This is a genomic window from Sinorhizobium sp. KGO-5 (assembly GCF_036245905.1).
In the GTDB taxonomy this organism is placed as follows: domain Bacteria; phylum Pseudomonadota; class Alphaproteobacteria; order Rhizobiales; family Rhizobiaceae; genus Sinorhizobium; species Sinorhizobium meliloti_A.
In genome coordinates this window covers 1-23874 of the sequence record NZ_BDIZ01000014.1, presented here as the reverse complement: position 1 = coordinate 23874, position 23874 = coordinate 1, and the positions used below count along the sequence as shown (strand labels likewise).

The window sequence follows — 23874 nt, the reverse complement described above, 5'->3', positions numbered from 1 at the left end:
CCATCGAGATTAGAATGACAAAGCAGCCCAATATTCTGTTCATCATGTCGGACGACCATGCGGCGCGGGCGATTTCCGCCTACGGCGCGGGCCTGAACAGCACGCCCAATATCGACCGCATCGCCGACGAAGGCATGCGGTTCGATCGGTGCTACGTCACCAATTCGATTTGCACGCCCAGCCGTGCCGCCATTTTGACCGGCACCTACAACCATGTGAACATGGTCACCACGCTCGATACCCATATCGACAACCGGCTCCCCAATGTGGCCAAACATCTGCGCGCGGGCGGCTATCAGACGGCGATCTTCGGCAAGTGGCACCTGGGCGAGGGCCAGGCGCACGAGCCGACGGGATTTGACGAATGGTCGGTACTGCCGGGGCAGGGCGAATATTTCGATCCGGTGATGATCGACCGCAACGGACCGCGAACGGAGAGAGGCTACGCCACCGACATCATCACCGACAAATGCCTCGATTTCCTCGGCAGGCGTGATCCGGAGCGGCCGTTCTTCCTGATGTGCCACCACAAGGCGCCGCATCGCAGCTTCGAGCCGCACCCGCGCGACAGGCATCTCTATGCCGACGGGAAACTGCCGGTTCCGGAAACCTTCTCCGACGATTATTCCAACCGCGCAGCAGCGGCGGCAGCGGCGAAAATGCGCATTCGCTCCGACATGACATACAGGGACCTCGGCCTCGTCCAGCCCGAAGGCGGCAACGAGATCGGCGAACTGCTTCTGCCGGGCTGGACCCAGCGCAAGGTCCCGGACATCGAGGAAGGTCAGGAACTGCGGTTGATCGACGGAGCCACCGGTGAGAATTATCTCTTTACCGATCCGCGGAAACTCGCCCTCTTCAAGTACCAGCGCTACATGATGCGCTACCTGCAGACCATTGCCGCCGTGGACGACAATGTCGGCCGTCTGCTCGACTATCTCGACGCGGAAGGCCTGCGCGACGACACCATCGTCATCTATACGTCCGACCAGGGGTTCTTCCTTGGCGAGCACGGCTGGTTCGACAAGCGCTTCATGTACGAAGAATCGCTCCGGATGCCTTTCCTGATCCGATATCCGGAGGGCATCCGGCCCGGCACGCAAGCCGGCCACATCGCGACCAATGTCGATTTCGCGCCGACCTTTCTCGATTATGCGGGCCTGCCGATCCCCAATTACATGCAGGGCAGGAGCATGCGCCCGATTATCGAGCAGACGGCGGACGAGGACCATAAGGGTCTCGCCTATCACCGGTACTGGATGCACAAGGACGAGTTCCACAATGCCTTCGCGCATTACGGCGTGCGCGACGCCCGCTACAAGCTCATCTACTGGTATAACGATCCGCTCGGCCAGCCTGGTGCCTTTTCCGGCGACGAGGCTGCGGAATGGGAACTGTTCGATTGCGAGGAGGACCCGTTCGAGCTGCGCAACCGGGCGAACGAGCCGGCCTACTCCGCTGTGTTCGAGGAAATGCTGGCTAAGCTCGATGCGCGCATGGCGGAAATCGGCGACATTCCGGAACATGTCACCGCCGAGGTGCTGGCTCGGTGCCGAACGAAGGCGGCCTGAGCCGGCGCGATACAAAAAGCGTCCCCAAGGCTTGATTTTCGGGCCGGTTACCGCTAAGGGGCTGGCCATTCCACACGTAAGGCATGGGATTTTCCGGGAGAAATCCGGATCGTTCCGCCGGTGGGCGCATTGCGGTGCGCTCGACGCCTTGCGGAGGTTCAACCGGAAAAGGAGACAAAGGCATGGCATTGCCTGATTTCACTATGCGCCAGCTTCTCGAGGCGGGCGTCCACTTCGGTCACCAGACGCACCGCTGGAACCCGAAGATGAAGCCGTACATCTTCGGCGACCGTAACAACGTTCACATTATCGATCTCGCCCAGACCGTACCGATGCTGTCGCGCGCCCTGCAGGTCGTCAGCGACACCGTCGCCAGCGGCGGCCGCGTGCTTTTCGTCGGCACCAAGCGCCAGGCGTCCGAGATCATCGCGGACGCTGCGAAGCGTTCCGCCCAGTACTACGTCAATGCCCGCTGGCTCGGCGGCATGATGACGAACTGGAAGACGATCTCCAACTCGATCCAGCGCCTGCGCAAGCTCGATGAAATCCTGGCTTCGGAAGCTTCCGGCTTCACGAAGAAGGAGCGCCTGAACCTCGAGCGCGAGCGCGAGAAGCTCAACCGCGCACTCGGCGGTATCCGCGATATGGGCGGTACCCCGGATCTGATGTTCATCATCGACACCAACAAGGAATCGATCGCCATCGACGAAGCCAAGCGTCTTGGCATTCCGGTCGTTGCCGTCATCGACTCCAATTGCGATCCGGACCAGATCGACTACGCGATCCCGGGCAACGACGACGCATCGCGCGCTATCGCCCTTTACTGCGATCTCATCGCCCGCGCCGCCATTGACGGTATCGCCCGTCAGCAGGGCGCCTCTGGCCGCGATCTCGGCGCATCCGAAGAGGTTCCGGTCGAGCCGGCTCTCGAGGAAGCGTCCGAAGCCTGATCGGCCCGACCGGCAGACCAAGCGCTGCCGTACGCATGAAATATCGGGACGAGGCCGTTTGTGATGTAGAATCTGAACGGCCTTGTTCTTTATCAGCCGGAAATGGCCCGGCCGATCGCGCGCGGTGAGCCCGCGAACATCGCTAAAGTGGCTTCATCACGATGTCACACAGAAAGGCCATTTCCTGCCAAACCTTCTGGCACTGCGCCAATCCCGGTCGGCGCGCCAGCAAACAGACAAGAGGCACAAAGATGACTGTTACCGCCGCAATGGTGAAGGAGCTGCGCGAAAAGACCGGCGCAGGTATGATGGACTGCAAGAAGGCGCTTGCCGAGACCAATGGCGACATGGAAGCCGCCATCGACTGGCTGCGCGCCAAGGGCATCGCCAAGGCTGACAAGAAGTCCGGCCGCACTGCTGCCGAAGGCCTCATCGGCATTGCCAGCTCCGGCACCAAGGCCGTCGTCGTCGAAATCAACTCCGAGACCGACTTCGTTGCCCGCAACGACGCCTTTCAGGAGCTGGTTCGCGGTGTCGCCAATGTCGCCCTCGGCACCGACGGCAGCGTTGCGGCCGTCTCCAAGGCGACCTATCCGGCGACGGGCAAGTCCGTTGAAGATACGATCAAGGACGCCATCGCCACGATTGGCGAGAACATGACGCTGCGCCGCTCGGCACTGCTCGAGGTCGAGGACGGCGTCGTCGCGACCTATGTGCACAATGCCGCAGGCGAAGGCATCGGCAAGCTCGGCGTGCTCGTCGCGTTGAAGTCGACCGGCGACAAGGAAGCTCTGAACGCGATCGGCCGGCAGGTTGCCATGCACGTCGCCGCGACCAACCCGCTCGCGGTCCGTTCGAGCGAAATCGACCCGGCGGTCGCCGAGCGCGAGCGCAACGTCTTCATCGAGCAGTCGCGCGCTTCCGGCAAGCCGGACAACATCATCGAGAAGATGGTCGATGGCCGCATGCGCAAGTTCTTCGAGGAAGTCGCCCTTCTGTCGCAGGCTTTCGTCATGAACCCTGATCTGACGGTGGAAGCCGCGATCAAGGAAGCGGAAAAGTCCGCCGGCGCGCCGATCGAAGTTGCCGGCATTGCCCGTCTCCTGCTCGGCGAAGGCGTCGAAAAGGAAGAGAGCGATTTCGCGGCAGAGGTGGCAGCCGCCGCGAAGGGTTGATTTCTTCACCTCGAATGGGAAAACGTCGGGGCATCGCGTGACAACGCGGTGCCCTTCGTGTATCCGGCTCCAGTCGATGCGTAGGACCCGCCGGAGCGGTTGATACCACGCAGCGGAATTTGCCTTTACGCCGGTGTGCGCCAGATGCCTGCACACGCGCGCCGATCTATTTCAGGAGTGACGATGTCGGCCAAGCCAATCTACAAGCGCGTTCTTCTCAAAGCCTCCGGTGAAGCGCTTATGGGAAGCCAGGGGTTCGGCATCGATGTTGCCGTAGCCGACCGGATTGCCTCCGATATCGCGGAAGCGAGAGCGATGGGTGTCGAAGTCGGCGTCGTCGTCGGCGGCGGCAACATCTTCCGCGGTGTCGCTGTCGCGTCCAAGGGCGGCGACCGTGTAACCGGCGACCACATGGGAATGCTGGCGACGGTCATCAACGCGCTTGCGCTGGCGACGTCGCTGCGCAAACTCGATATCGACACCGTCGTCCTGTCGGCCATCGCCATGCCGGAAATCTGCGAGAGCTTCTCGCAGCGCGCGACGCTTTATCATCTTTCGCTCGGGCGTGTCGTGATATTCGCCGGCGGCACGGGCAATCCGTTCTTCACGACGGATTCGGCTGCGGCGCTTCGTGCGGCGGAGATGGGCGCCGAGGCGATCTTCAAGGGAACACAGGTCGACGGCATCTATTCCGCGGATCCGAAGAAGGACCCCTCGGCCACCCGATTCGACCGCCTGACCCATAGCGAGGTTCTCGAAAAAGGCCTCGCAGTCATGGATGTTGCCGCCGTGGCGCTTGCGCGGGAGAATGCCATTCCGATCGTCGTCTTCTCCATCCACGAGAAGGGCGGCTTCACGGAGATATTGACGGGTGGCGGCCGTGCCACCATCGTGACCGATAATTGACAAGCTGCTGGGGCCCGCAAGGGCCGCTGATAAGAACGGGAGTCTTGAACCATGAGTGAAGGTGTGGATCTGAAGGAACTCAAGCGTCGGATGGACGGGGCGATCGCTGCTTTCAAGCACGACATCGCGTCGCTGCGGACCGGCCGCGCTTCGGCGAACGTACTCGATCCGGTGACCGTCGAAGCCTACGGTTCTCGCATGCCGCTGAACCAGGTGGCAAACATCACGGTTCCGGAGTCGCGCATGCTCTCGGTTTCGGTGTGGGACAAGTCCATGGTCGGTGCCGTGGAGCGGGCAATCCGGGAGTCCAATCTGGGGCTCAACCCGATCGTCGACGGGCAGAACCTGCGCATTCCGTTGCCGGAACTGAACGAGGAGCGCCGCAAATCGCTGGTCAAGGTCGCCCACGACTATGCCGAAAAAAGCAAGGTCGCCGTCCGCCACGTTCGCCGTGACGGTATGGACGACCTGAAAAAAGCCGAAAAGGACGGCGAGATCGGCCAGGACGAGAGCCGTGCTCAGTCCGAGCGGGTCCAAAAAATGACCGATGACGTAATTTCCGAAATCGACCGCTTGCTCGCGGAGAAGGAAAAGGAAATCATGCAGGTCTGACCTGCGGATAGGTGAGTCTCTTTGTCCGGACAACCCATGCAAGAATTCAATCCCGCAAACGTACCGGCTCACGTCGCCATCATCATGGACGGCAACGGTCGTTGGGCGAATGCGCGTGGACTGCCCCGTACCATGGGCCACCGCAAGGGCGTTGAGGCGGTCCGCGGGGCGGTAAGGACGGCGGCGGAGATCGGTATCCGTTACCTGACCCTGTTCGCATTCTCGTCGGAGAACTGGAACAGGCCGGAAAACGAGGTCAGCGACCTCATGGGCCTGCTCAAGGCTTTCATCCGACGGGATCTCGCCGATCTCCACCGTGAGAACGTCCGCATCCGGGTCATCGGCGACCGATCGAATCTGAGCGGCGATATCCTACCTCTGCTCATCGAAGCGGAGGAGACGACGGTCGCGAACACCGGCATCACGGTGGTCATCGCGTTCAATTACGGCGCCAGAGACGAGCTGGCGAGAGCCATGCGCCGCCTGGCGGGGGACGTGGCCGCCGGTCGTCTGCGGCCGGAAGAGATTACCGCGGAACGGATATCCTCGACGATCGATACGGCGGGCATTCCAGATCCCGATCTCATCATCCGGACGAGCGGCGAGGAGCGTCTCTCCAATTTTCTCCTTTGGCAGGGGGCCTACTCCGAATTGCTGTTCATTCCGGACCTCTGGCCGGATTTCACGCGCGAGACATTCTTTGCGGCGATCGAACAATATGCCTGCCGCGAGCGCCGATTCGGCGGACTGACCCAACCGACTTTGGCGGTCGGCTCCTGATGCAGGCCGAACTCAAACTTCGTATCGCCTCCGGGGTGGTTCTGGCTGCGGTGGTTCTTGCTGCAACCTGGATCGGCGGCTTTGCCTTCCAGCTTCTCTCCGTCGCGATCGGCCTCCTCGTCTATTACGAGTGGTCCACCATCACGAAGCTCCCCGAGCGGGACTTTCAGGGCAATGCCCTCGGCTGGCTGGCACAGGCGGTGATCGCCGGTCTCGTCCTCCTCGGTTATATGCATGTCAGCCTCCCGGGGCTTGCCCTCTGTGTGCTCGCGGCAGCGCTTTGGGTGGCGATAAAGGGAACCAGCTGGTGGCTGCCGGGCGGGATCGTCTATGCGGGTCTGACGAGCATTTCGCTCGCGGCGATCCGCGGAGCGGACTATCTCGGTCTGATGGCGATGCTGTTCGTGTTCGCCGTCGTATGGGCAACGGATATTTTCGCCTACTTCACGGGGCGGGCGATCGGCGGGCCAAAGCTGGCGCCCGCAATCTCGCCGGGCAAGACCTGGTCGGGCGCGATCGGCGGGGCGATTTTCGGCGTTCTTGCGGGTGTCGCCGTTTTCATGGCTCACTTTGCCCTCGAGGACCTGCGCATTCCCGTCATCGCGCTGATCCTGTCCGTCGCAAGCCAGACAGGCGATCTGTTCGAGTCCTTCGTCAAGCGCCGGTTCGGCGTCAAGGATTCAAGCAGGCTGATCCCGGGTCACGGCGGCGTCATGGACCGGGTGGACGGGCTGATATTCGCCTGCATTGCCGCACTGGCTCTGGTGCTTGGGCAGTTCTTGCTGGCGGGCGGCCGGGAAGTCTCTTTCGGCGCGATTCTGCTGGGTCTTTGAAGACTGCCGGTGTAGTCCTTATATCGGGCTCGAAGCGGGACTATCCTGCGGCGGTCCGACCATGGCGTCACGGCCCCGACCTTGCAATTTGAACTGGCGGACGTGGCAACGGACGCGTTAGGAATGACTATGAGCCTGCTGCTTGACAATCTCCAGTACACGATCCCCACCTTCCTTTTTCTCCTGACGTTGCTGGTCTTCGTTCACGAGATGGGACATTACCTGGTTGGGCGCTGGTCGGGCATCCGCATCCTGGCCTTTTCCGTCGGCTTCGGACCCGAGCTCTTCGGCTGGACCGATCGCCATGGCACCCGCTGGAAATTCTGCGCGATCCCGCTTGGCGGGTACGTGAAGTTTTTCGGCGACGAGGATGCGGCGAGCACGCCCGACTACCGGCGGCTGGAGACGATCGCGCCGGAAGAACGGGGCCGCACATTCCTGGGTGCAAAGCTATGGAAGCGCGCCGCGACGGTCGCGGCCGGTCCCATCGCGAATTTTCTACTGGCGATTGCGATCTTCGCCGTTCTTTTTTCCATTTACGGCCGTGCGGTCGCCGATCCCGTCGTCGCTTTCGTGGCGCCGGACAGCGCCGCGGAAAAGGCGGGTGTTCTGCCGGGGGACCGGCTGCTTTCGATCGACGGAAAGCCGATCGCGACCTTCGACGACGTGCGCCGCTATGTCAGCGTCCGTCCCGAGCTGCCGATCACCGTTCGGATCGAGCGCGATGGCGCTGCGATCGACCTGCCGATGGTGCCCCAGCGCACCGAATCCGTCGACCCGCTCGGCAACAAGATGGAGGAGGGCAAGATCGGGATCGGAACGAACCAGGAGGCCGGCAATTTCCGGGTCGAGACCTACGGACCTCTCGAAGCGGTGGGGCAAGGGGCACTGCAGAGCTGGCGGATCGTAACGGGCACGCTCGACTATCTTTCGAATCTCTTTGTCGGCCGGATGAGCGCCGATCAGGTCGGCGGACCGATCCGCATCGCCCAGATGTCCGGTCAGATGGCGAAGCTCGGTATTGCCGAGGTGCTGAATTTCGCGGCCGTCCTTTCGGTTTCCATTGGATTGCTCAACCTGATGCCCGTGCCGGTGCTTGATGGCGGTCATCTGATGTTCTATGCGGTCGAAGCGCTGCGCGGCAGGCCGGTCGGTCCCGCCGCACAGGATCTCGCATTCCGTATCGGCTTTGCCATGGTGCTCATGCTGACGGTTTTTGCGGCCTGGAACGATATCAACTGGCTCTTCGGATAGAGCGGAGCCTTGGGCGGGAGCGGACATCGTTAAGGATTCGGAGAGCGAGGGAGTTTAGCCGGCTGCTCGATAACGGTTTGTTTACGATAATAAGAGGCCGTAGTGGCTGTTAAGCCACGGTTGGAATTGAAGTAAACAGAAATTAACGAGCTGACTTGCTTGTATGGGAAAAGCGGTTAAAACGGCAACCGTGACCGGAGTCGGCACGAAACTGCCGCGGGACGTTGGGAAAAGGTAAGATTTTGACATGAAAGCTGGTTCAAGGTTTTTGAACGCGGTGTCGGCGTTTGCTCTGTCAGCAAGCATGGTCGCCACGGGTACCGGGGTAGGACTTGTTGCTGGTACCTCAGTCGCGCAAGCCGCGGTCATCAATCGGGTTGACGTGCGTGGGGCAACGCGTGTCAGCGCGGAAACCGTTCGCGCCAACATCACGATCGTTCCCGGCAAGAGCTTCAGCAATGCCGATATCGACGCATCCGTGAAGCGGCTCTATGCCACCGGCTATTTCTCCGATGTCAGCATCACGGTTTCCGGCGGATCGCTTGTCGTTTCCGTCAGCGAGAATCAGCTCGTCAACCAGGTGGTCTTCAACGGCAACCGCAAGATCAAGGATGACAAGCTCCAGGGTGTCGTTCGCACCCAGCCGCTCGGTCCCTATAGCGAGGCGACCGTCGAAACCGACATTCAGGCCATCAAGGACGCCTATGCCGCCATCGGCCGCAGCGACGTGACCGTGACGACCCAGGTCGTTCCGATTGCCGAAGGACGTGTCAACCTGGCCTTCGTCATCAATGAAGGCGAACGCACCAAGATCACGCAGATCAACTTCGTAGGCAACGAGGCCTATAGCGACGGCCGTCTGCAGTCGGTGATTGCGACCAAGGAATCGGGCATCTTCTCGTTCCTCACGCGCAAGGACGTCTACAATCCGGATAAGCTGCGGGCCGACGAGGAATTGCTGCGGCAGTTCTACTACAACCGCGGCTATGCCGATTTTCAGGTGGTCTCGTCCGAAGCGGCGCTCAATGAGGCGACCAACGAATACACGGTAACGATCACGGTCGAGGAAGGTCCTCGATACGACTTCGGTTCGGTCAACATCGAATCGACCGTCGAAGGCATCGACGCCGAGGAACTGAGGGGGCTCGTTCAGAGCCGCGAAGGCACGGTCTACAAGGCCAAGGACATTCAGAACACGATGAGCGAGATTTCGAAGCGCGTCGCGTCGGAGGGTTATCCCTTTGCGCGCGTCACGCCGCGCGGCAATCGCGACCTCGCCAATCACACGATCGCCGTCGACTATCTCGTGGACCAGGGCGAGCGGGCCTATGTCGAGCGCATCGAGATTCGCGGCAACACCCGGACGCGTGACTACGTAATTCGTCGCGAGTTCGACGTCGGCGAGGGCGATGCCTTCAACCAGGAAATGGTTGCCCGCGCCAAGCGCCGCCTGGAAGCGCTCGGCTATTTCTCGTCGGTCAACATCTCGACGCAGCCGGGCAGTGCGGCTGACCGTGTGGTCATCGTCGTCGACGTGCAGGATCAGTCGACCGGCTCGTTCGGCATCGGCGCCGGCTATTCCGCCGGCGACGGCGGCGGCTTCCTCGTCGAAGCTTCGATCGAAGAAAAGAACTTCCTGGGCCGCGGCCAGTATATTCGTCTTGCCGCCGGTAAGGGCGAGGACAGCCAGACCTACAATGTTTCGTTCACCGAGCCCTATTTCCTCGGCTACCGTCTCGCGGCGGGCTTCGACCTCTTCAAGAACGAAAACGACTTCGATGACGACAACTACAGCTACAACGATCAGGGATTCAGCCTGCGCGTGACTGCGCCGATCACGGAAAACCTGTCGACGACGCTGCGCTACAACTACACGGAGCTCGAATATTTCGGCGACGAGGACGAGCTTTCCTCTCCCTATGTTCGCGCAATCGAGGACGGCCCCTGGACGCGTTCCTCCGTGTCCCAGTCGATCACCTACAACACGCTCGACGATGCGCAACTGCCGCACGAGGGCATTCTCGCTTCGGTCACCCAGGAGTTTGCAGGTCTTGGCGGTACGTCGGACTTCTACAAGCTGACGGGTAAGGCCAAATGGTACTATACGCTGCACGACGAGGCTGACATCATCGGCTCGATCTCCGGCAGCGCCGGCCAGCTGTTCAAGACGTCCGGTTCACTTGAAGTCTTCGACCAGTTCCAGCTGACCAGCAACGATATCCGCGGCTTCGAGCGCAACGGTATCGGTCCGCGGGCAAACAACGGCGATGCCCTTGGCGGCACGACCTATTTCACGGCGTCTGCGGAAGCGACGTTCCCGCTGCCGGGCCTTCCGCGTGACAGCGGCTTCCGCGGTGCATTGTTCGTCGACGCGGGCACGCTCTACAACAATGAGTTGGAGCTGACCGGAGCCGGTGAATCGGTGCGCGGCAACGACGCTTCGCTGCGTGCGTCGGTCGGCGTCAGCCTTATTTGGGCTTCGCCTTTCGGTCCGCTGCGTGTCGATTATGCCGTGCCGGTTGCGAAGGAAGACTTCGACGAGGTCCAGAACTTCAAGTTCGGTATCAACTCGTCGTTCTGATAGAGAGCAGTCCAGAACTGCCAGAGAATCGTTCTGGAGTGTCCATGGAACAGAATTGGTTTTTTCCGCCCCATCAGGGGATTCGTCTGGGTGACCTCGCGAATCAGATTGGGGCGGAGTTGCTGGATATTGCTGCTGCCGATCGCACCGTGCGTTCGGTCGCGCCGGTCTATCGCGCCAAGCCGGGCGACATCTGTTACATGCTGTCGCGCAAGAATCGCGAAGAGTTGCAGAGCTGCCGTGCCGCCGCGATCATCTGCGACAAGGCCATTTCGTCGCTTGTTCCCGATACGATACCCGTGCTGCTGACATCGAAACCGCACACGGCCTTCGCCCTTGCCGGCACCTTGCTTCACGAAAGGGCCATGCGCCCTTCCTATAATACGAGCGAGAGGGGCGTAGCGGCGGGAGCCTTCATCGATCCGACGGCGCGCCTCGAGGCGGGCGTCGAGGTCGAGCCGATGGCTGTGGTCGGAGCCGGCGTCGAGATTGGAAGCGGGACGCGCATCGCAGCAGGAGCAATGATCGGACCGGGCGTGCGGATCGGCCGCGATTGCACCATTTCGGCCGGTGCAAGCATCCTTTGTGCGCTGGTCGGCAACAACGTCATCATTCATCCGGGCGCACGCATCGGTCAGGACGGATTCGGCTATGCACCGGGCCCGAAGGGCGGAATGATCAAGATCGTCCAGGTCGGGCGGGTGATCATCCAGGATCACGTGGAGATCGGTGCGAACACGACGATCGACCGCGGCACCATGGATGACACCGTGATCGGCGAGGGGACGAAAATCGACAATCTGGTGCAGATCGGCCATAACGTCCGCATCGGTCGTTACTGCGGCATCGTCAGCCAGGTCGGTATCGCCGGCAGCACGCAGATCGGCGACGGGGTCATGATCGGTGGAGGCGTCGGGGTCAACGGGCATATCACCATTGGAGACGGAGCGCAGATCGCTGCGATGAGTGGCGTGGCGAGCGATGTGCCGGCCGGTGAGCGCTATGGCGGAATTCCGGCGCGACCGATGCGGGATTTCCTGCGCGATGTGGCCGAAATGGCCCTGCGGTCGAGCGAGAGGCAGAAGAAGAAGGGTGGCAAGGATGAATGAGGCTGCAACGGTCCTCGGCACGGCGGACATACAGGAAATCCTGAGGCTTCTTCCCCATCGTTATCCCTTCCTGCTCGTGGACCGCATCATCGAGATCGATGACGACAATTCGGCCATCGGGATCAAGAACGTGACGGCCAACGAGCCGCATTTCACCGGGCACTTTCCCGAGAAGCCGATCATGCCGGGCGTTCTTCTGATCGAAGGCATGGCACAGACGGCCGGCGCGATCTGTGCGCGCAAGACTGGAATCGGCAGCAATCTCGTGTATTTCATGACGATCGACAATGCCCGCTTCCGCAAGCCCGTCGTGCCAGGCGACCGGGTGGAGTTCCATGTGGTGAAGCAGAAGCAGCGCGGCAATATCTGGAAGTTTCACTGTGATGCAAAAGTTGACGGGCAACTCGTCGCGGAAGCTGATATCGGCGCGATGATTGTCAGCAAGGAAGACGCCTGAGAATGATAGCATCAAGTGCGAAGATCCACCCGTCCTCGGCCATCGAGAACGGTGCGGTAATCGGCGAAAACGTGAAGATCGGCCCGTTCTGCCATATCGGGCCGAATGTCGTTCTTGCAGACGACGTCGAAATTCTGAGTCACGTCGCGGTCATCGGTCATACGAGCGTCGGCAAGGGCTCGAAGATCTTTCCAGGTGCCGTCATCGGCGGCGACTCGCAGAGCGTCCACCACAGCGCCTTGAATACGAAACTGGTGATTGGCGAAAACTGTACCATCCGCGAAGGCGTGACCATGAATACGGGCACGGTGGAGCATGGCGGCGCGACCATCATCGGCAACAACAACCTGTTCCTGGCCTATTCGCACGTGGCGCATGACTGCCGCCTCGGCAACAATATCATCCTTTCCAACAATGTCATGCTTGCGGGGCACGTCACAGTCGAGGACCGAGCCATACTCGGGGGTGGCTCGGCGGTTCACCAGTTTACCCGCATCGGGCGTCAGGCCTTCATCGGTGGCCTGTCGGCGGTGAGCTATGACGTCATTCCCTATGGAATGCTTAACGGCAACCCCGGCATTTTGAGCGGCCTTAACGTGGTCGGGATGACCCGTGCGGGGATCGAGCGTGCGGCGATTCATCGCGTCCGGCGGTGCTATAAGCAGATATTCGAGGGAGACGGCTCGATTCGCGCGAACGCAGCCGCTATCCGCAACGAATATCTCGATTGCGCGCCGGCAATCGAGATCCTGGATTTCATTGCCGCGGAGAGCGACCGCGCGCTGTCGTCGCCGAATCGCGGCGCCAAGGGCTGATGGCGGTGGCGATTCATCGCCTGCCGCATTCCAAAGGCAGGCTCGCCATCATCGCCGGCGCCGGAACGCTTCCCCATCACGTGGCCGAGGCAGCGCGCTTCCAGGGCGAAGACCCGTTCATCATTGCGCTTTCGCGTGAGGCGGATACCGATTGGACCGGCTTCGACCATGCCGTTTGCGCAATCGGAGACTTTGCCGCGATCAGCCGCACTTTCGAGACCGAGGGAATCGACCGGGTGGTCCTTTCCGGTGCGGTGCGGCGGCGGCCGGAGTGGCGCGATATCCGTCCTACGCTGAAGACGCTGGCCAAGGTGCCGCGGGTTTTCCGCACCTTGATATCCGGCGGGGACGACGCCGTGCTGCGCATGGTGATCGAATTGATCGAGGCGAGCGGCGCCCATGTGATCGGCGCGCACGAGGTCGTTCCGGGGCTTCTTGCCGATACCGGTCCGCTCGGCGCCCATGTCCCGACGGACGAAGATCGGCGTGACATCGAAGCCGGGATCGCCGCAGCCAACGCGCTGGGTGCGCTCGATGTCGGCCAGGGCGCCGTTGCGGTCGGCGGCAGGGTCGTGGCGCTGGAGGGGGCGGAAGGGACGGACGCCATGTTGGCGAGAGTGGCCGACCTCAGGAAAGACGGACGGATTTCAATTCGTCGTCGCGGCGTCCTCGTCAAGCTCTGCAAGCCGCAACAGGACGAGCGGGCGGATCTGCCCTCGATCGGTCCGTCGACGGTCGCAGGAGCGCATGCTGCCGGCCTCGCGGGCATCGCCGTGGAGGCAGGACGCGCGCTGGTTCTCGATCGCGCGCGTCTCGTGGAGGAAGCCGACAGGGGCGGGCTGTTCGTGCTCGGTATCGAGCGCGATTGCCGCAGGGACCGGAGATGACGGGCAGAGCCTACAGGCTGGCGGTTATCGCCGGAGAAGTTTCCGGAGACCTGCTCGGCGCCGACCTGGTGCGGGCATTGCGTGATCGTCTAGACGGTCCGCTCGAACTCGTGGGTGTCGGTGGCGAGGGGCTGGAAGCCGAAGGGCTCCGGTCGCTCTTCGACTATTCCGAACTGTCGATCATGGGTTTCTCGCAGGTTCTGGCGAACCTGCCGAAGCTTCTGTTGCTGATCGGGCAGACCGCCCGCGCGATCGCCGCTGCGCGTCCGGATGCTCTGTTGATCATCGACAGCCCGGACTTCACGCACCGCGTGGCGCAACGCGTCCGTGCCGCATTGCCGGACTTGCCGGTGATCGACTATGTCTGCCCGAGCGTCTGGGCGTGGAAGCCGGAGCGGGCGCCGCGCATGCGGGCCTATGTGGATCACGTGCTCGCGGTTTTACCCTTCGAGCCGGAAGCGATGGGGAAGCTCGGCGGTCCGCCGACGACCTATGTCGGGCATCGGCTCGCATCTGACGGCAATGTTCTCGCGGTCCGGGAGCGCCAACGACTGAGACGGCAGATGCAGGATCGGCGCGAGCCGAAGGCCTGCCTCCTGCTGCCCGGATCGCGCGGCAGCGAGGTCAGCCGCCTGCTTCCGATCTTCCGCGAAGCGGCCGAAGAGCTCGCGGAGCGGCACGAAGGCATTCGTTTCCTCTTGCCGACCGTGCCGCGCCAGGAAGACCGTGTGAGGGCGTTGACGGCCTCCTGGCGGGTTCAGCCCGAGATAAGCATAACCGCCGACAGGAAATGGGAGGCTTTTGCCCAAGCCGACGCGGCCATTGCCGCCTCCGGTACGGTGATCCTCGAACTGGCGCTCGCCGGAGTTCCGGTCGTCTCTACCTACTCTGCCGACTGGATCATCAGCCTCCTGCATTCCCGCATTCGGATATGGACCGCGGCGCTTCCGAACCTCATCGCGGATTTTCCGGTCGTGCCCGAATATTTCAACAAGTCGATCCGGCCGGCCGTTCTGACGCGCTGGTTCGAACGGCTTTCGAGCGACACGGCGCAACGTCGTGCGATGCTCGACGGCTTCGCCCTCGTTCAACAGCGAATGGAAACGAACCGTCCGCCCGGTGAAAAGGCGGCGGATATCGTTCTCGCTTGCCTTCGAGCGGGGTGAGGAGAGGCGAGTGCCTCGAACCGCTGTGGTTCGTCGGGCCAAGCCCCGAGGATGAGGGGCAAGAACCTCGCCACAGCCTCTGCAAACCCTCCACCTGTCATCCTCGGGGCAAGCCCGAGGATGAGGGTTGGCGCAATGGGCTTTTTGTCGAGTTCGTCCGCCGTTTACCGCTTGGAGATCGGCACGTAGTCGCGCAGCGGCGCACCGACATAGAGCTGGCGCGGACGGCCGATGCGCTGTTCCGGATCTTCGATCATCTCGTTCCATTGAGCGATCCAGCCGACGGTGCGGGCAAGCGCGAAGAGCACCGTGAACATCGTGGTGGGGAAGCCCAGTGCCTTCAGCGTGATGCCGGAGTAGAAGTCGATGTTCGGGTAGAGCTTCTTCTCGATGAAGTACTCGTCCGTCAGGGCGATGCGTTCGAGCTCCATCGCGACTTCCAGGAGCGGGTCGTCCTTGTGGCCGAGCTCGGCGAGAACCTCATGCGTCGTCTTCTGCATGATCTTCGCGCGCGGATCGTAGTTCTTGTAGACCCGGTGGCCGAAGCCCATCAGACGGAACGGATCGTTCTTGTCCTTGGCCTTGGCGATATATTCCGGAATGCGGTCGACCGTGCCGATTTCGGCGAGCATGTTGAGCGCCGCCTCGTTGGCGCCGCCATGGGCAGGTCCCCAAAGGCAGGCGATACCGGCAGCGATACAGGCGAACGGGTTGGCACCCGACGAGCCGGCGAGGCGAACGGTCGAGGTCGATGCGTTCTGCTCATGGTCGGCGTGGAGGATGAAGATCCGGTCCATGGCGCGCGCCAGAACCGGGTTCACGACATATTCCTCGCAAGGCACGGCGAAACACATGCGCAGGAAGTTCGAGGCGTAGTCGAGATCGTTCTTCGGATAAACGAAGGGCTGGCCGATATGGTACTTGTAGGCCATCGCGGCGATCGTCGGCATCTTGGCGATCATGCGCAGCGACGCGACCATCCGCTGATGCGGATCGGTGATATCGGTCGAGTCGTGGTAGAAGGCGGAAAGGGCGCCGACGCAGCCGCACATGACGGCCATCGGATGGGCATCGCGGCGGAAGCCGGTGAAAAACCGCGACATCTGCTCATGGACCATGGTGTGGTGCGTGACGCGATAATCGAAATCGGCCTTCTGAGCCTTTGTCGGCAGTTCGCCGTAGAGAAGCAGGTAGCAGACTTCGAGAAAGTCGCCGTGCTCTGCCAGTTGCTCGATTGGAAATCCGCGGTGAAGCAGGACGCCCTCGTCGCCATCGATATAGGTGATCTTCGATTCACACGATGCCGTGGAGGTAAAGCCCGGATCGTAGGTGAACATCGTCGTCTGCTTGTAGAGCGAGCCGATGTCCACGACATCCGGACCGATTGATCCCGATCGCACCGGCAGGTCCGCGGACTTTCCGCCGAATGTTACTGTCGCGCTTTTTTCTGACATGGGACCCTCCGTTTTTGTGACATCGTGGCATAGCTCTGTGCCGCGAATTTGAGCGTTGCGAATTTGCTATATGATTTATTTTCGACTGCCAAGCAGTACCAAAGGCAAACTTGTGCGATGCGAAAACGCATATGGCAACGCAACAAACGCATGTTACGGCAATTCGTTCGAAGAGATCAATGATCGCTAAGCTGATAATGCGGTACCATTCTATCTAGCCTGCCTCTTTTTTGAGCATCAGCCTTCGAGTTGCAAGATTGCGCGGTTGGCTGCAGGATCGAGAAAACAGGCGCGGGCGGAGCGGAATGGGGGAGAGCGGGGCACGAGCGGTCGTGCGCGATGGGGAGCGCAGCGCGTGGCCCCGGAGCGAGGGCACGCGGGTTCTCACCGGCGATTTGCCCGCCATCGGCTCCGGCCGCCGGGCGCCTGCGGGCTGGCATGCGGCAAACATTCGCCATCGGATAGGCTCGGCGGCCACGGCGGTTTCCCTCGGCATAGGCGCTGCAGTTGCGGAAGAGCAGGAATACGGCCACGGCTTCGTCCTGATCCCGGTCATGCTTGCGCTTGGCTCGCTTGCATGGCTCGCAGTGCCCGAATCCGTCGGAATTGCCAAACTTGCAGCGCTGCTTTGCGTTTTCGGCATATCTGCGGTGCTTTGCCGGGGAGACCTGCGAAGCTGGCGGCCGCTGGTGATCGCGCCCGCTCTCTTTACCACGGGCATGCTGCTAGCCGCGGCCGAAACAGCGAGGCTGGATACGGTCATTCTCGACACGCCCGTGACGACGACCGTTCGCGGAACGGTCCTCACCCGGGATCCCGACGACAGGGGACGCTGGCGTTATCTCGTTCGCATACAAGAAACATCCGGCCCGCGGCTGCGCCGGGCGCCGGAAAGGGCGACGCTGCTGGCGCGGAGCCGCCACGAACCGTTTCCGGTCGGAGCTATCATTGAAGGCAAGGCGCGTTTGTCGCCGCCCTCCGGGCCGGCTCTCCCGGGTCTCAACGACTTCGCGTTCGGATCCTACTTCAAAGGCGTAGGCGCGGTCGGGTATTTCTATGGCGCCCCGCGAGCGCCGGTGGATGCCGGCGCTGTCACCGGTCGGTCCGAAGCCTCGCTGCCGGCGAAAGCGGCCGCATATCTGGCACTGATCCGCGAAGTGATCGGCAACCGCATCCGGACAGCGATCGGCGGCGATACCGGTGCGATCGCTGCGGCGCTCGTGACCGGCGAGGAGCGCGCGATCAGCCGCGAGGCCGTCGAGATGCTGCGCGCCGCGGGCCTGTCGCATGTCCTGGCGATCTCGGGACTCAACATGGTGCTGGCGGCGGGCACGTTTCTCATCGGCGCCCGGACTCTGTTGAGCTTCGTTCCGGGGTTGGCGGAAAGAGCTTCCGTCAAGAAGATCGCTGCCGTCGGCGCTCTTCTCATGGTGTTCTTCTATATTCTGATTTCCGGAGGTGCGGTCTCAGCGCTCAGATCCTGGATCATGATCTCGATCATGCTCGTCGCATTGTTCTTCGACCGCGTCTCGATCAGCCTGCGCAACGTGGCGCTTGCCGCGCTCATCATCCTTGCCTGGACGCCGTCGGCGGTAGCCGGACCCGGGTTCCAAATGTCCTTTGCGGCGACGCTGGCCCTCGTTGCGGGCTATTCCCGCTGGCGCGACCACAGGAGAAAGGATCCCGAAACCTCGAAGAAGCGGGGGAGCGTGGGGATCGTGTCCGGCCTCGCCATCGGTACTGTCGCCACCTCCGTCATCGGCGGCCTGGCGACGGCGGTTTACGCGGCTGCCCATTTCAACCGGCTCCCCGGTTACGGGCTGGCCGCAAACGTTCTCACGACGCCTCTGATCAGCGTGCTGATCATGCCTTTCGCGCTGTTCGCGATGCTGCTTATGCCCTTCGGGCTCGAATATTATCCCCTCCTGGTCATGGGGCAGGGGCTGGACTGGATGCTGGCCGTCGCGAGATATGTCGCATCGCTCGACGGGGAGTGGATGACCGGCCGCATGGGCGGCGCGCCGTTCTTCCTTATCGCATTCGGCGGCATCCTGGTCTGCGTTCTGAGAACGCGGCTGGCGCTCGTCGGCGCGGGGCTGATCGCTCTGGGTATATGCGCGATCGCGCTCGAGCCGCGGAAGGAGCGCCCATCGATCGCGATATCGGAGGATGCGCAATTGGTCGGCCTGATCGCCGCGGATGCAATCGCGACCAATCGGAGCCGTCCGCCGGAGTTCATCTTCTCGCAATGGCAGCGCGCACTTGCGATCGCGGAACATAAGGCACCGCTCGACGTTGCGACGGAGCCGGACACCGCCGTTGAGACAGCAGCCTTCCTGACCTCGGCCCAGCCCGGCGTCTTCGCCTGCAGAAAGGGAATAGGGTGCGCCGGGCGCAGCCGCGAGGGATGGACAGTGGCTGTTATCGAAAAGGCCGAATCGCTCTCCTTCCTGTGCGGTCGCGCCGATCTGGTCGTCGTCGCCAGCCGCCGGCTGTCCGCAGCCTGCCCGCCCGGCGGTTCGCTGGTCATAAGCGCCGAAACGCTGCGGCGGACGGGTGCGGTCGAGATCCATGCCGAGCAGCAGGAACGACCGGGCGTGCCGCCACGCATGCGCGTCGTCACGTCGTTCTCCTCCACCGAGCGCCCCTGGCAGCGTCATCGCCGCTACGACTGGCGGACGGGCAGTTTTTTGCCGCAAGGTTCACCGCCCTGACGACCGCGCGTTCCGCATCGCCCCATCTGTCGTGATATTCTTGATTATCGTACTCCACAATCTTGTCATCCCGCCATTGTTTGTCGTAAAGAGCGTTGCGAAAGCGCTTCACCGACAGGGGCGGGCGCGAGCGGCCGCGGCTGCATCCCGCGCCCACCTGATTGTTGAAATCGATTGCAGGCCCGTGACGCTCGGGCGAATACGGAAAAACGAGGAACGAGATGTCTGATCGGATCCGGCCGAAATTGAACATGTTGCTGGCGGCAACGCTGACTGTTTTCCTTGCCGGCCCGGTCGCGACCGGCCTCGCGCAGACCGCACAACAGCCCTCGTCCGTTTCGGTCGACGCGCAGCCGCCGGCGACAGACCTTCCCGGCGGCGATGATCCGGGCGTGCCACCGGCGCCGGCCGAGGCAGCGGTGGGCGACGCAACGGCGGGGGGAGCAAATCCCGTGCTTCCGCATGATCTTTCGCCGGTCGGCATGTTTCTCGCTGCCGACATCGTCGTAAAGGCGGTGATGGTCGCTCTGGCGCTCGCCTCCGTCGCCACCTGGGCGATCTTCCTCGTGAAGACGCTGGAGCTCATATATGCCAAGTCGCGCCTCAAGCGCGCCGTGGCGGCCCTCGTTTCCGCGAACGGTCTCGGCGACGTGCAGCCAAAGCTCGAGCGCCGCGCTGGCGTGGCTGGGGAGATGATTGCCGCAGCGGCCGACGAAATGACGCGCTCGGACGCCGTTCTGGACCTCGCGCCGGCAGTAGGTGTCAAGGAACGCGTCTCCTCTCTGCTCACGCGTATCGAAGTTCGCGCCGGCAAGAGGATGAGTGCCGGTACCGGAATCCTGGCGTCCATCGGGTCCGTCGGTCCATTCGTCGGGCTCTTCGGTACCGTCTGGGGAATCATGAATTCCTTCATCGGCATCAGCAAGGCGCAGACGACCAACCTCGCCATCGTTGCGCCGGGCATCGCCGAGGCGCTGCTGGCGACTGCGATCGGCCTCGTTGCGGCAATACCGGCGGTGGTGATCTACAACTACTTTGCCCGGTCCGTCGGGGGGTACAAGCTCATCCTGGCAGACGCGGCGGCAGCCGTCGAAAGACTGGTAAGCCGCGATCTCGATCATCGCCACGCCCGCAGAGCGCCGCCGCGCCGCCAGGACGGCTTCGTTCACGGCCCCGACTCGATCGCCAGAATCGGATAAGCGAAAATGGCTGGAAGAATTTCCGAGAGCGGCGGCGATCTCGACGAGAACAGCGAGATCAACGTCACCCCCTTCATCGACGTCATGCTTGTGCTGCTCATCATCTTCATGGTGGCTGCGCCGCTCGCGACGGTCGACATGAAGGTCGACCTGCCGCAATCCGTCGCAAAGCCGACGCCGCGCGACGACAAGCCGGTCTTCGTGACGTTGAAAGCCGACCTCACGCTTGCCATCGGCAATGAAGAGGCGCCTCGCGAAGCCTTCGTTTCCGAGTTGAACCGGATAACCGGCGGCAACACGGATACGCGCGTGCTTCTGCGCGCCGATCGCCTGGTCGACTACGGCGAACTGATGACGGTCATGAACCTCATTCAGAATGCCGGCTACGGCAAGATCGCACTCGTCGGCCTGGAGGCCGCTCCCGCCCGCTAGCGGTTTTCCGTTCGCATCCCTCGTCTCGGCGGGGTCCTCATGGCCCGGCCGCCAGCTCCGATGTGGGCTGGCGGTGCCTTTTTGCGTGCACGGAGACGCAGTCGCTTGAAACCGGCCGTGCGGCGATCTATGAGCTTTATGAATGTGTCCGAAAGCGCGGAGCGGTTTCGGACCGACGACAGGCACAGAGACAACAACCTGAGGCGCGACGCATCAATACGGCGCTTCGCGCTTCAGGCAACGGGCTGGCGGCCGCCGAACGCACGATCTTCCCGGCGCCGCGCCCATTCCGACACGAGGCAATATCATGAATTTCGAAGCAGCCCGCATCAAGATGGTGGACAATCAGATCCGGACCACGGATGTGACCTCCCATTCAGTCCTGTCTGCTTTCCTGTCGGTCCCGCGTGAGGAGTTCGTGCCTGCCAAGATGCGGGAGCTGGCCTATATCGACACCGATGTCGAGCTCGTCGGCGGTCCCCAGCCGCGTTACCTGATGGAGCCGTCGCCGTTGGCGAAGCTCCTCCAACTCGCAGAGATCTCCAACTCGGACCTGGTCCTCGAAATCGGCTGCGGGACAGGTTACGCCTCTGCCTTGCTGTCGCTTCTCGCCGGTTCCGTCGTGGCGCTGGAGAGCGACGAAGCCCTGGCCGCCACGGCCACGGAGACGCTGGCACGCCTCGGCTACGATAATATCGCCGTGGTGAGCGGCGATCTCACCAAGGGGTACGCGGCGGAGGCGCCCTATGACGTCATCTTCATCAACGGTGCCGTCGAGATGATCCCTGCCGAGCTGTTCGAGCAGCTTCGCGACGGAGGCCGGCTCGTGGTCGTGGAAGGTTTTGGTAACGCATCTCGTGCGAAACTTTACGTGCGCGAATCGGGCATGACGTCGGAGCGAGCTGACTTCAACACCGCCGTGAAGCCGCTTCCCGGCTTCCGCCGCAACCGTTCTTTTGTTTTTTGATGTGCCTCTTATTGAGGTGGCTCAACATATGAGTGTTGAAGCGAAAACTGCAATGTTGCCAATCGGCAACGTATTATTTGTTTCTTTTTGAAATGGCCGTGCAGAGGGTCGGTGCGCAGTTGTCGTAGACCCGAATCCGGAGTTCAAAAGAGCCTGGAAGCGGTGATTTGCCCGCCATGGGTGGCGCGGGGCTTCACTGCAGTGTTTGTGCAGGCCGCCAAAGGGCCTGCTGAAAAATGGGGGGTGGCGACGCTGCCCCGATTGATCGGAGGGAAGATGGTGTCGATTGTCCGCAAAGCAGCCTTGTGGGCGGCTGTCTCGACCAGTGTGCTGCTCGCGCCCCACGCCGTTCTCGCGGAGACGATTTTCGGGGCGATGGCCAAGGCCTATGCGAACAACCCGGATCTCAACGCCGCTCGCGCCGGGCTGCGCGCGACCGATGAAGGGGTTCCGATTGCGAAGGCCGGCTACCGGCCGCAGGTTTCCGCGTCGGCGACTGGGACGCTCTCACGGGTCGACGCCGAACGGACCGGCACCCGCGACTTTCATTCCGGACAGGTCGGGATTTCCATCACGCAGACGATCTTCGATGGATTTCAGACCCTGAACAATGTCAGGGCGGCCGAAGCGGAGGTGTTTTCGAGCCGCGAGACGCTGAAGGCCAATGAGATCCAGATTCTTCTTTCGGCCGCGCAATCCTATGCGAACATAGCCCGCGATCAGCAGGTCGTTTCGATTCGCCGTCAGAACCTCGCCTTCCTTCGGGAACAGTTGAGCGCCGCACAGGCCCGCCTCGATGTGGGCGAAGGCACGCGGACGGATGTGAGCCAGGCGGAAGCCGAACTCGCCAACGCCCAGTCGCTGCTCGTTGCTGCAATCGCGCAGCTGAAACAGAGCGAAGCGGTCTATGTGCAGATCGTCGGCGCAGCGCCGACCGGCATCAGACAGCCTGGACCGGCCACGAAGGCCATGCCGAGGTCCCTCGATCAGGCCGTGGCGACGGGGCTGCGCGAGAACCCGCGAATCCTGGCGGCGCAATATGCCGTCGATTCGGCCGGTTACCAGGTGAAATCGGCGGAAGGCACGATGCTGCCGGGCGTCGTTCTCCAAGGCGCCGTGAGCCGTAACACCGGTAATGCCGGTCAAGGGCTTGATGATACGACGGCGAGCGTCACGGCTCGGCTCGAAGTTCCGATCTATCAGGGCGGTGCGGAATACGGCCAGATTCGCCAGGCCAAGGAAATTCTGGGGCAGCAGCGGATCCTCGTCGACTCCGAGCGGGCCTCGGTGCAGCAGACAGTCGTATCGGCGCATGCGCAGCTCGAATCGGCACTTGCCCGAATCAAGGCCAGCCGGTCGCAGATCTCCGCAGCGAACCTCGCGCTCGAAGGCGTGATCGAAGAGCGCAAGGTCGGTCAGCGCACCACGCTGGACGTGCTCGACGCGCAGCAGGACGTGCTGGACGCGCAGGAGTCGCTGGCGGGCGCGCAACGCGATGCGGTGGTTGCAAGCTATGCCTTGCTCGCCGCAATGGGCCATCTGACAGTCAGGAGCCAGGGCCTGCAGGTGGCCGAATATCGGGCCGAGGAACATTACGAGGCCGTCAAGGACAAGTGGTTCGGCCTGCGCACCGTCGACGGGCGCTAGACGGCCCTTAGCCAATTCGACACGAAACGCCGCGTCCCCGAGGGTCGCGGCGTTTTGTGCTAAGGCCTGTTGAGATACGGGACATTCGCCGCGTTTTGTTTGATTTCCTCATTCCCGTGCTTGTCACAGGAATCCAGCCAGCCCAAGTCTTTGGGCTGAAAAGAGTCTTCCGCGCCGCAGACGCGGCGCTGCTGGATCCCTGTGACGAGCACTGTTGGGGTGGACGGCTCCCAACGGTATCGCAATGTGCCAGAGTGAGTCGTTAAGACATCAATCGAGGGAGACCGTCCGTGGAGCAGATTATCCGAATTGGCATGGATACGTCAAAGAGCGTTTTCCAGTTGCATGGAGTGAACGCCGCCGAG

General features: G+C 62.2%; 20 protein-coding genes. 19 read left to right on the top strand and 1 reads right to left on the bottom strand.

Annotation, left to right across the window (positions count from 1 at the left end):
• Positions 1-14: 14 nt before the first annotated feature.
• The 14 genes from BHD07_RS29900 to lpxB all read left to right on the top strand — a co-directional run bounded on the left by BHD07_RS29900 (position 15) and on the right by lpxB (position 15096).
• Positions 15-1571 carry a sulfatase family protein gene (locus tag BHD07_RS29900; RefSeq protein ID WP_338284133.1) on the top strand — a complete coding sequence of 519 codons (1557 nt, stop codon included), beginning with the start codon at positions 15-17 and terminating at the stop codon, positions 1569-1571.
• Positions 1572-1753: 182 nt separating this feature from the next.
• Positions 1754-2521 carry a 30S ribosomal protein S2 gene (rpsB, locus tag BHD07_RS29895; RefSeq protein WP_003534993.1) on the top strand — a complete coding sequence of 256 codons (768 nt, stop codon included), beginning with the start codon at positions 1754-1756 and terminating at the stop codon, positions 2519-2521.
• Positions 2522-2772: 251 nt separating this feature from the next.
• Entirely contained in the window at positions 2773-3696 is a 924-nt protein-coding gene (gene tsf, locus BHD07_RS29890) for a translation elongation factor Ts (protein ID WP_338284132.1), read from the top strand.
• A 183-nt stretch (positions 3697-3879) separates the two neighbouring features.
• The gene (pyrH, locus tag BHD07_RS29885) at positions 3880-4602 is read left to right on the top strand and encodes a UMP kinase (protein ID WP_018097759.1); all 723 of its coding nucleotides are present in this window, start codon (positions 3880-3882) and stop codon (positions 4600-4602) included.
• Positions 4603-4653: 51 nt separating this feature from the next.
• A complete protein-coding gene (gene frr, locus BHD07_RS29880) occupies positions 4654-5214 on the top strand; it encodes a ribosome recycling factor (RefSeq protein WP_003534987.1) in 561 nt (186 codons plus the stop codon).
• Positions 5215-5250: 36 nt separating this feature from the next.
• The gene (locus BHD07_RS29875; protein ID WP_100673905.1) at positions 5251-5994 is read left to right on the top strand and encodes an isoprenyl transferase; all 744 of its coding nucleotides are present in this window, start codon (positions 5251-5253) and stop codon (positions 5992-5994) included.
• Complete coding sequence (locus BHD07_RS29870) at positions 5994-6827, top strand: phosphatidate cytidylyltransferase (RefSeq protein ID WP_338284131.1); 834 nt, start codon at positions 5994-5996, stop codon at positions 6825-6827. Before BHD07_RS29875 ends, BHD07_RS29870 begins: the two co-directional genes overlap by 1 nt.
• A gap of 129 nt (positions 6828-6956) precedes the next feature.
• On the top strand, positions 6957-8081 hold the full coding sequence (gene rseP / locus BHD07_RS29865; RefSeq protein WP_018097756.1) for an RIP metalloprotease RseP: 1125 nt from the start codon (positions 6957-6959) through the stop codon (positions 8079-8081).
• Between the two features lie 247 nt (positions 8082-8328).
• The gene (gene bamA / locus BHD07_RS29860; RefSeq protein ID WP_100673902.1) at positions 8329-10662 is read left to right on the top strand and encodes an outer membrane protein assembly factor BamA; all 2334 of its coding nucleotides are present in this window, start codon (positions 8329-8331) and stop codon (positions 10660-10662) included.
• 44 nt (positions 10663-10706) lie between these two features.
• Complete coding sequence (lpxD, locus tag BHD07_RS29855) at positions 10707-11771, top strand: UDP-3-O-(3-hydroxymyristoyl)glucosamine N-acyltransferase (RefSeq protein ID WP_338284130.1); 1065 nt, start codon at positions 10707-10709, stop codon at positions 11769-11771.
• Positions 11764-12228 (top strand): 3-hydroxyacyl-ACP dehydratase FabZ, encoded by a 465-nt coding sequence (fabZ, locus tag BHD07_RS29850; RefSeq protein WP_010969260.1) that lies wholly within the window; start codon positions 11764-11766, stop codon positions 12226-12228. The genes lpxD and fabZ overlap by 8 nt, the downstream gene beginning before the upstream one ends.
• Entirely contained in the window at positions 12225-13043 is an 819-nt protein-coding gene (lpxA, locus tag BHD07_RS29845; protein WP_164866970.1) for an acyl-ACP--UDP-N-acetylglucosamine O-acyltransferase, read from the top strand. Before fabZ ends, lpxA begins: the two co-directional genes overlap by 4 nt.
• Positions 13043-13930 (top strand): LpxI family protein, encoded by an 888-nt coding sequence (locus BHD07_RS29840; RefSeq protein WP_338284129.1) that lies wholly within the window; start codon positions 13043-13045, stop codon positions 13928-13930. Before lpxA ends, BHD07_RS29840 begins: the two co-directional genes overlap by 1 nt.
• Positions 13927-15096 (top strand): lipid-A-disaccharide synthase, encoded by a 1170-nt coding sequence (gene lpxB / locus BHD07_RS29835; RefSeq protein WP_338284128.1) that lies wholly within the window; start codon positions 13927-13929, stop codon positions 15094-15096. Before BHD07_RS29840 ends, lpxB begins: the two co-directional genes overlap by 4 nt.
• A gap of 164 nt (positions 15097-15260) precedes the next feature.
• On the opposite strand, the gene gltA is transcribed toward lpxB, so the two are convergent.
• Positions 15261-16550, bottom strand: a complete 1290-nt coding sequence (gene gltA, locus BHD07_RS29830; protein WP_003537363.1) for a citrate synthase — start codon at positions 16548-16550, stop codon at positions 15261-15263.
• A gap of 305 nt (positions 16551-16855) precedes the next feature.
• On the opposite strand from gltA, the gene BHD07_RS29825 reads away from it, so the two are divergent.
• From BHD07_RS29825 to tolC, 5 genes are all read left to right on the top strand, one after another.
• Positions 16856-19264 (top strand): ComEC/Rec2 family competence protein, encoded by a 2409-nt coding sequence (locus BHD07_RS29825; RefSeq protein ID WP_338284127.1) that lies wholly within the window; start codon positions 16856-16858, stop codon positions 19262-19264.
• A 221-nt stretch (positions 19265-19485) separates the two neighbouring features.
• Entirely contained in the window at positions 19486-20463 is a 978-nt protein-coding gene (gene exbB, locus BHD07_RS29820) for a tonB-system energizer ExbB (protein WP_338284126.1), read from the top strand.
• A gap of 6 nt (positions 20464-20469) precedes the next feature.
• Positions 20470-20895 (top strand): TonB system transport protein ExbD, encoded by a 426-nt coding sequence (gene exbD, locus BHD07_RS29815; protein ID WP_018097747.1) that lies wholly within the window; start codon positions 20470-20472, stop codon positions 20893-20895.
• 307 nt (positions 20896-21202) lie between these two features.
• Entirely contained in the window at positions 21203-21862 is a 660-nt protein-coding gene (locus tag BHD07_RS29810; RefSeq protein ID WP_338284125.1) for a protein-L-isoaspartate O-methyltransferase family protein, read from the top strand.
• Between the two features lie 276 nt (positions 21863-22138).
• Positions 22139-23509: an outer membrane channel protein TolC gene (gene tolC / locus BHD07_RS29805; protein WP_100674043.1), complete on the top strand. Its 1371-nt coding sequence runs from the start codon at positions 22139-22141 to the stop codon at positions 23507-23509.
• Positions 23510-23874: the final 365 nt, after the last annotated feature.

Bases quoted from the DNA above. Each gene is read 5' to 3' on its own strand.
- fabZ (WP_010969260.1), top strand. From the start codon at position 11,764: ATGAATGAGGCTGCAACGGTCCTCGGCACGGCGGACATACAGGAAATC.
- BHD07_RS29870 (WP_338284131.1), top strand. From the start codon at position 5,994: ATGCAGGCCGAACTCAAACTTCGTATCGCCTCCGGGGTGGTTCTGGCT.
- bamA (WP_100673902.1), top strand. From the start codon at position 8,329: ATGAAAGCTGGTTCAAGGTTTTTGAACGCGGTGTCGGCGTTTGCTCTG.
- rpsB (WP_003534993.1), top strand. From the start codon at position 1,754: ATGGCATTGCCTGATTTCACTATGCGCCAGCTTCTCGAGGCGGGCGTC.
- BHD07_RS29825 (WP_338284127.1), top strand. From the start codon at position 16,856: ATGGGGGAGAGCGGGGCACGAGCGGTCGTGCGCGATGGGGAGCGCAGC.
- exbB (WP_338284126.1), top strand. From the start codon at position 19,486: ATGTCTGATCGGATCCGGCCGAAATTGAACATGTTGCTGGCGGCAACG.
- pyrH (WP_018097759.1), top strand. From the start codon at position 3,880: ATGTCGGCCAAGCCAATCTACAAGCGCGTTCTTCTCAAAGCCTCCGGT.
- tsf (WP_338284132.1), top strand. From the start codon at position 2,773: ATGACTGTTACCGCCGCAATGGTGAAGGAGCTGCGCGAAAAGACCGGC.
- exbD (WP_018097747.1), top strand. From the start codon at position 20,470: ATGGCTGGAAGAATTTCCGAGAGCGGCGGCGATCTCGACGAGAACAGC.
- lpxB (WP_338284128.1), top strand. From the start codon at position 13,927: ATGACGGGCAGAGCCTACAGGCTGGCGGTTATCGCCGGAGAAGTTTCC.
- BHD07_RS29810 (WP_338284125.1), top strand. From the start codon at position 21,203: ATGAATTTCGAAGCAGCCCGCATCAAGATGGTGGACAATCAGATCCGG.
- tolC (WP_100674043.1), top strand. From the start codon at position 22,139: ATGGTGTCGATTGTCCGCAAAGCAGCCTTGTGGGCGGCTGTCTCGACC.
- gltA (WP_003537363.1), bottom strand. From the start codon at position 16,550: ATGTCAGAAAAAAGCGCGACAGTAACATTCGGCGGAAAGTCCGCGGAC.
- lpxD (WP_338284130.1), top strand. From the start codon at position 10,707: ATGGAACAGAATTGGTTTTTTCCGCCCCATCAGGGGATTCGTCTGGGT.
- BHD07_RS29900 (WP_338284133.1), top strand. From the start codon at position 15: ATGACAAAGCAGCCCAATATTCTGTTCATCATGTCGGACGACCATGCG.
- frr (WP_003534987.1), top strand. From the start codon at position 4,654: ATGAGTGAAGGTGTGGATCTGAAGGAACTCAAGCGTCGGATGGACGGG.
- BHD07_RS29875 (WP_100673905.1), top strand. From the start codon at position 5,251: ATGCAAGAATTCAATCCCGCAAACGTACCGGCTCACGTCGCCATCATC.
- BHD07_RS29840 (WP_338284129.1), top strand. From the start codon at position 13,043: ATGGCGGTGGCGATTCATCGCCTGCCGCATTCCAAAGGCAGGCTCGCC.
- rseP (WP_018097756.1), top strand. From the start codon at position 6,957: ATGAGCCTGCTGCTTGACAATCTCCAGTACACGATCCCCACCTTCCTT.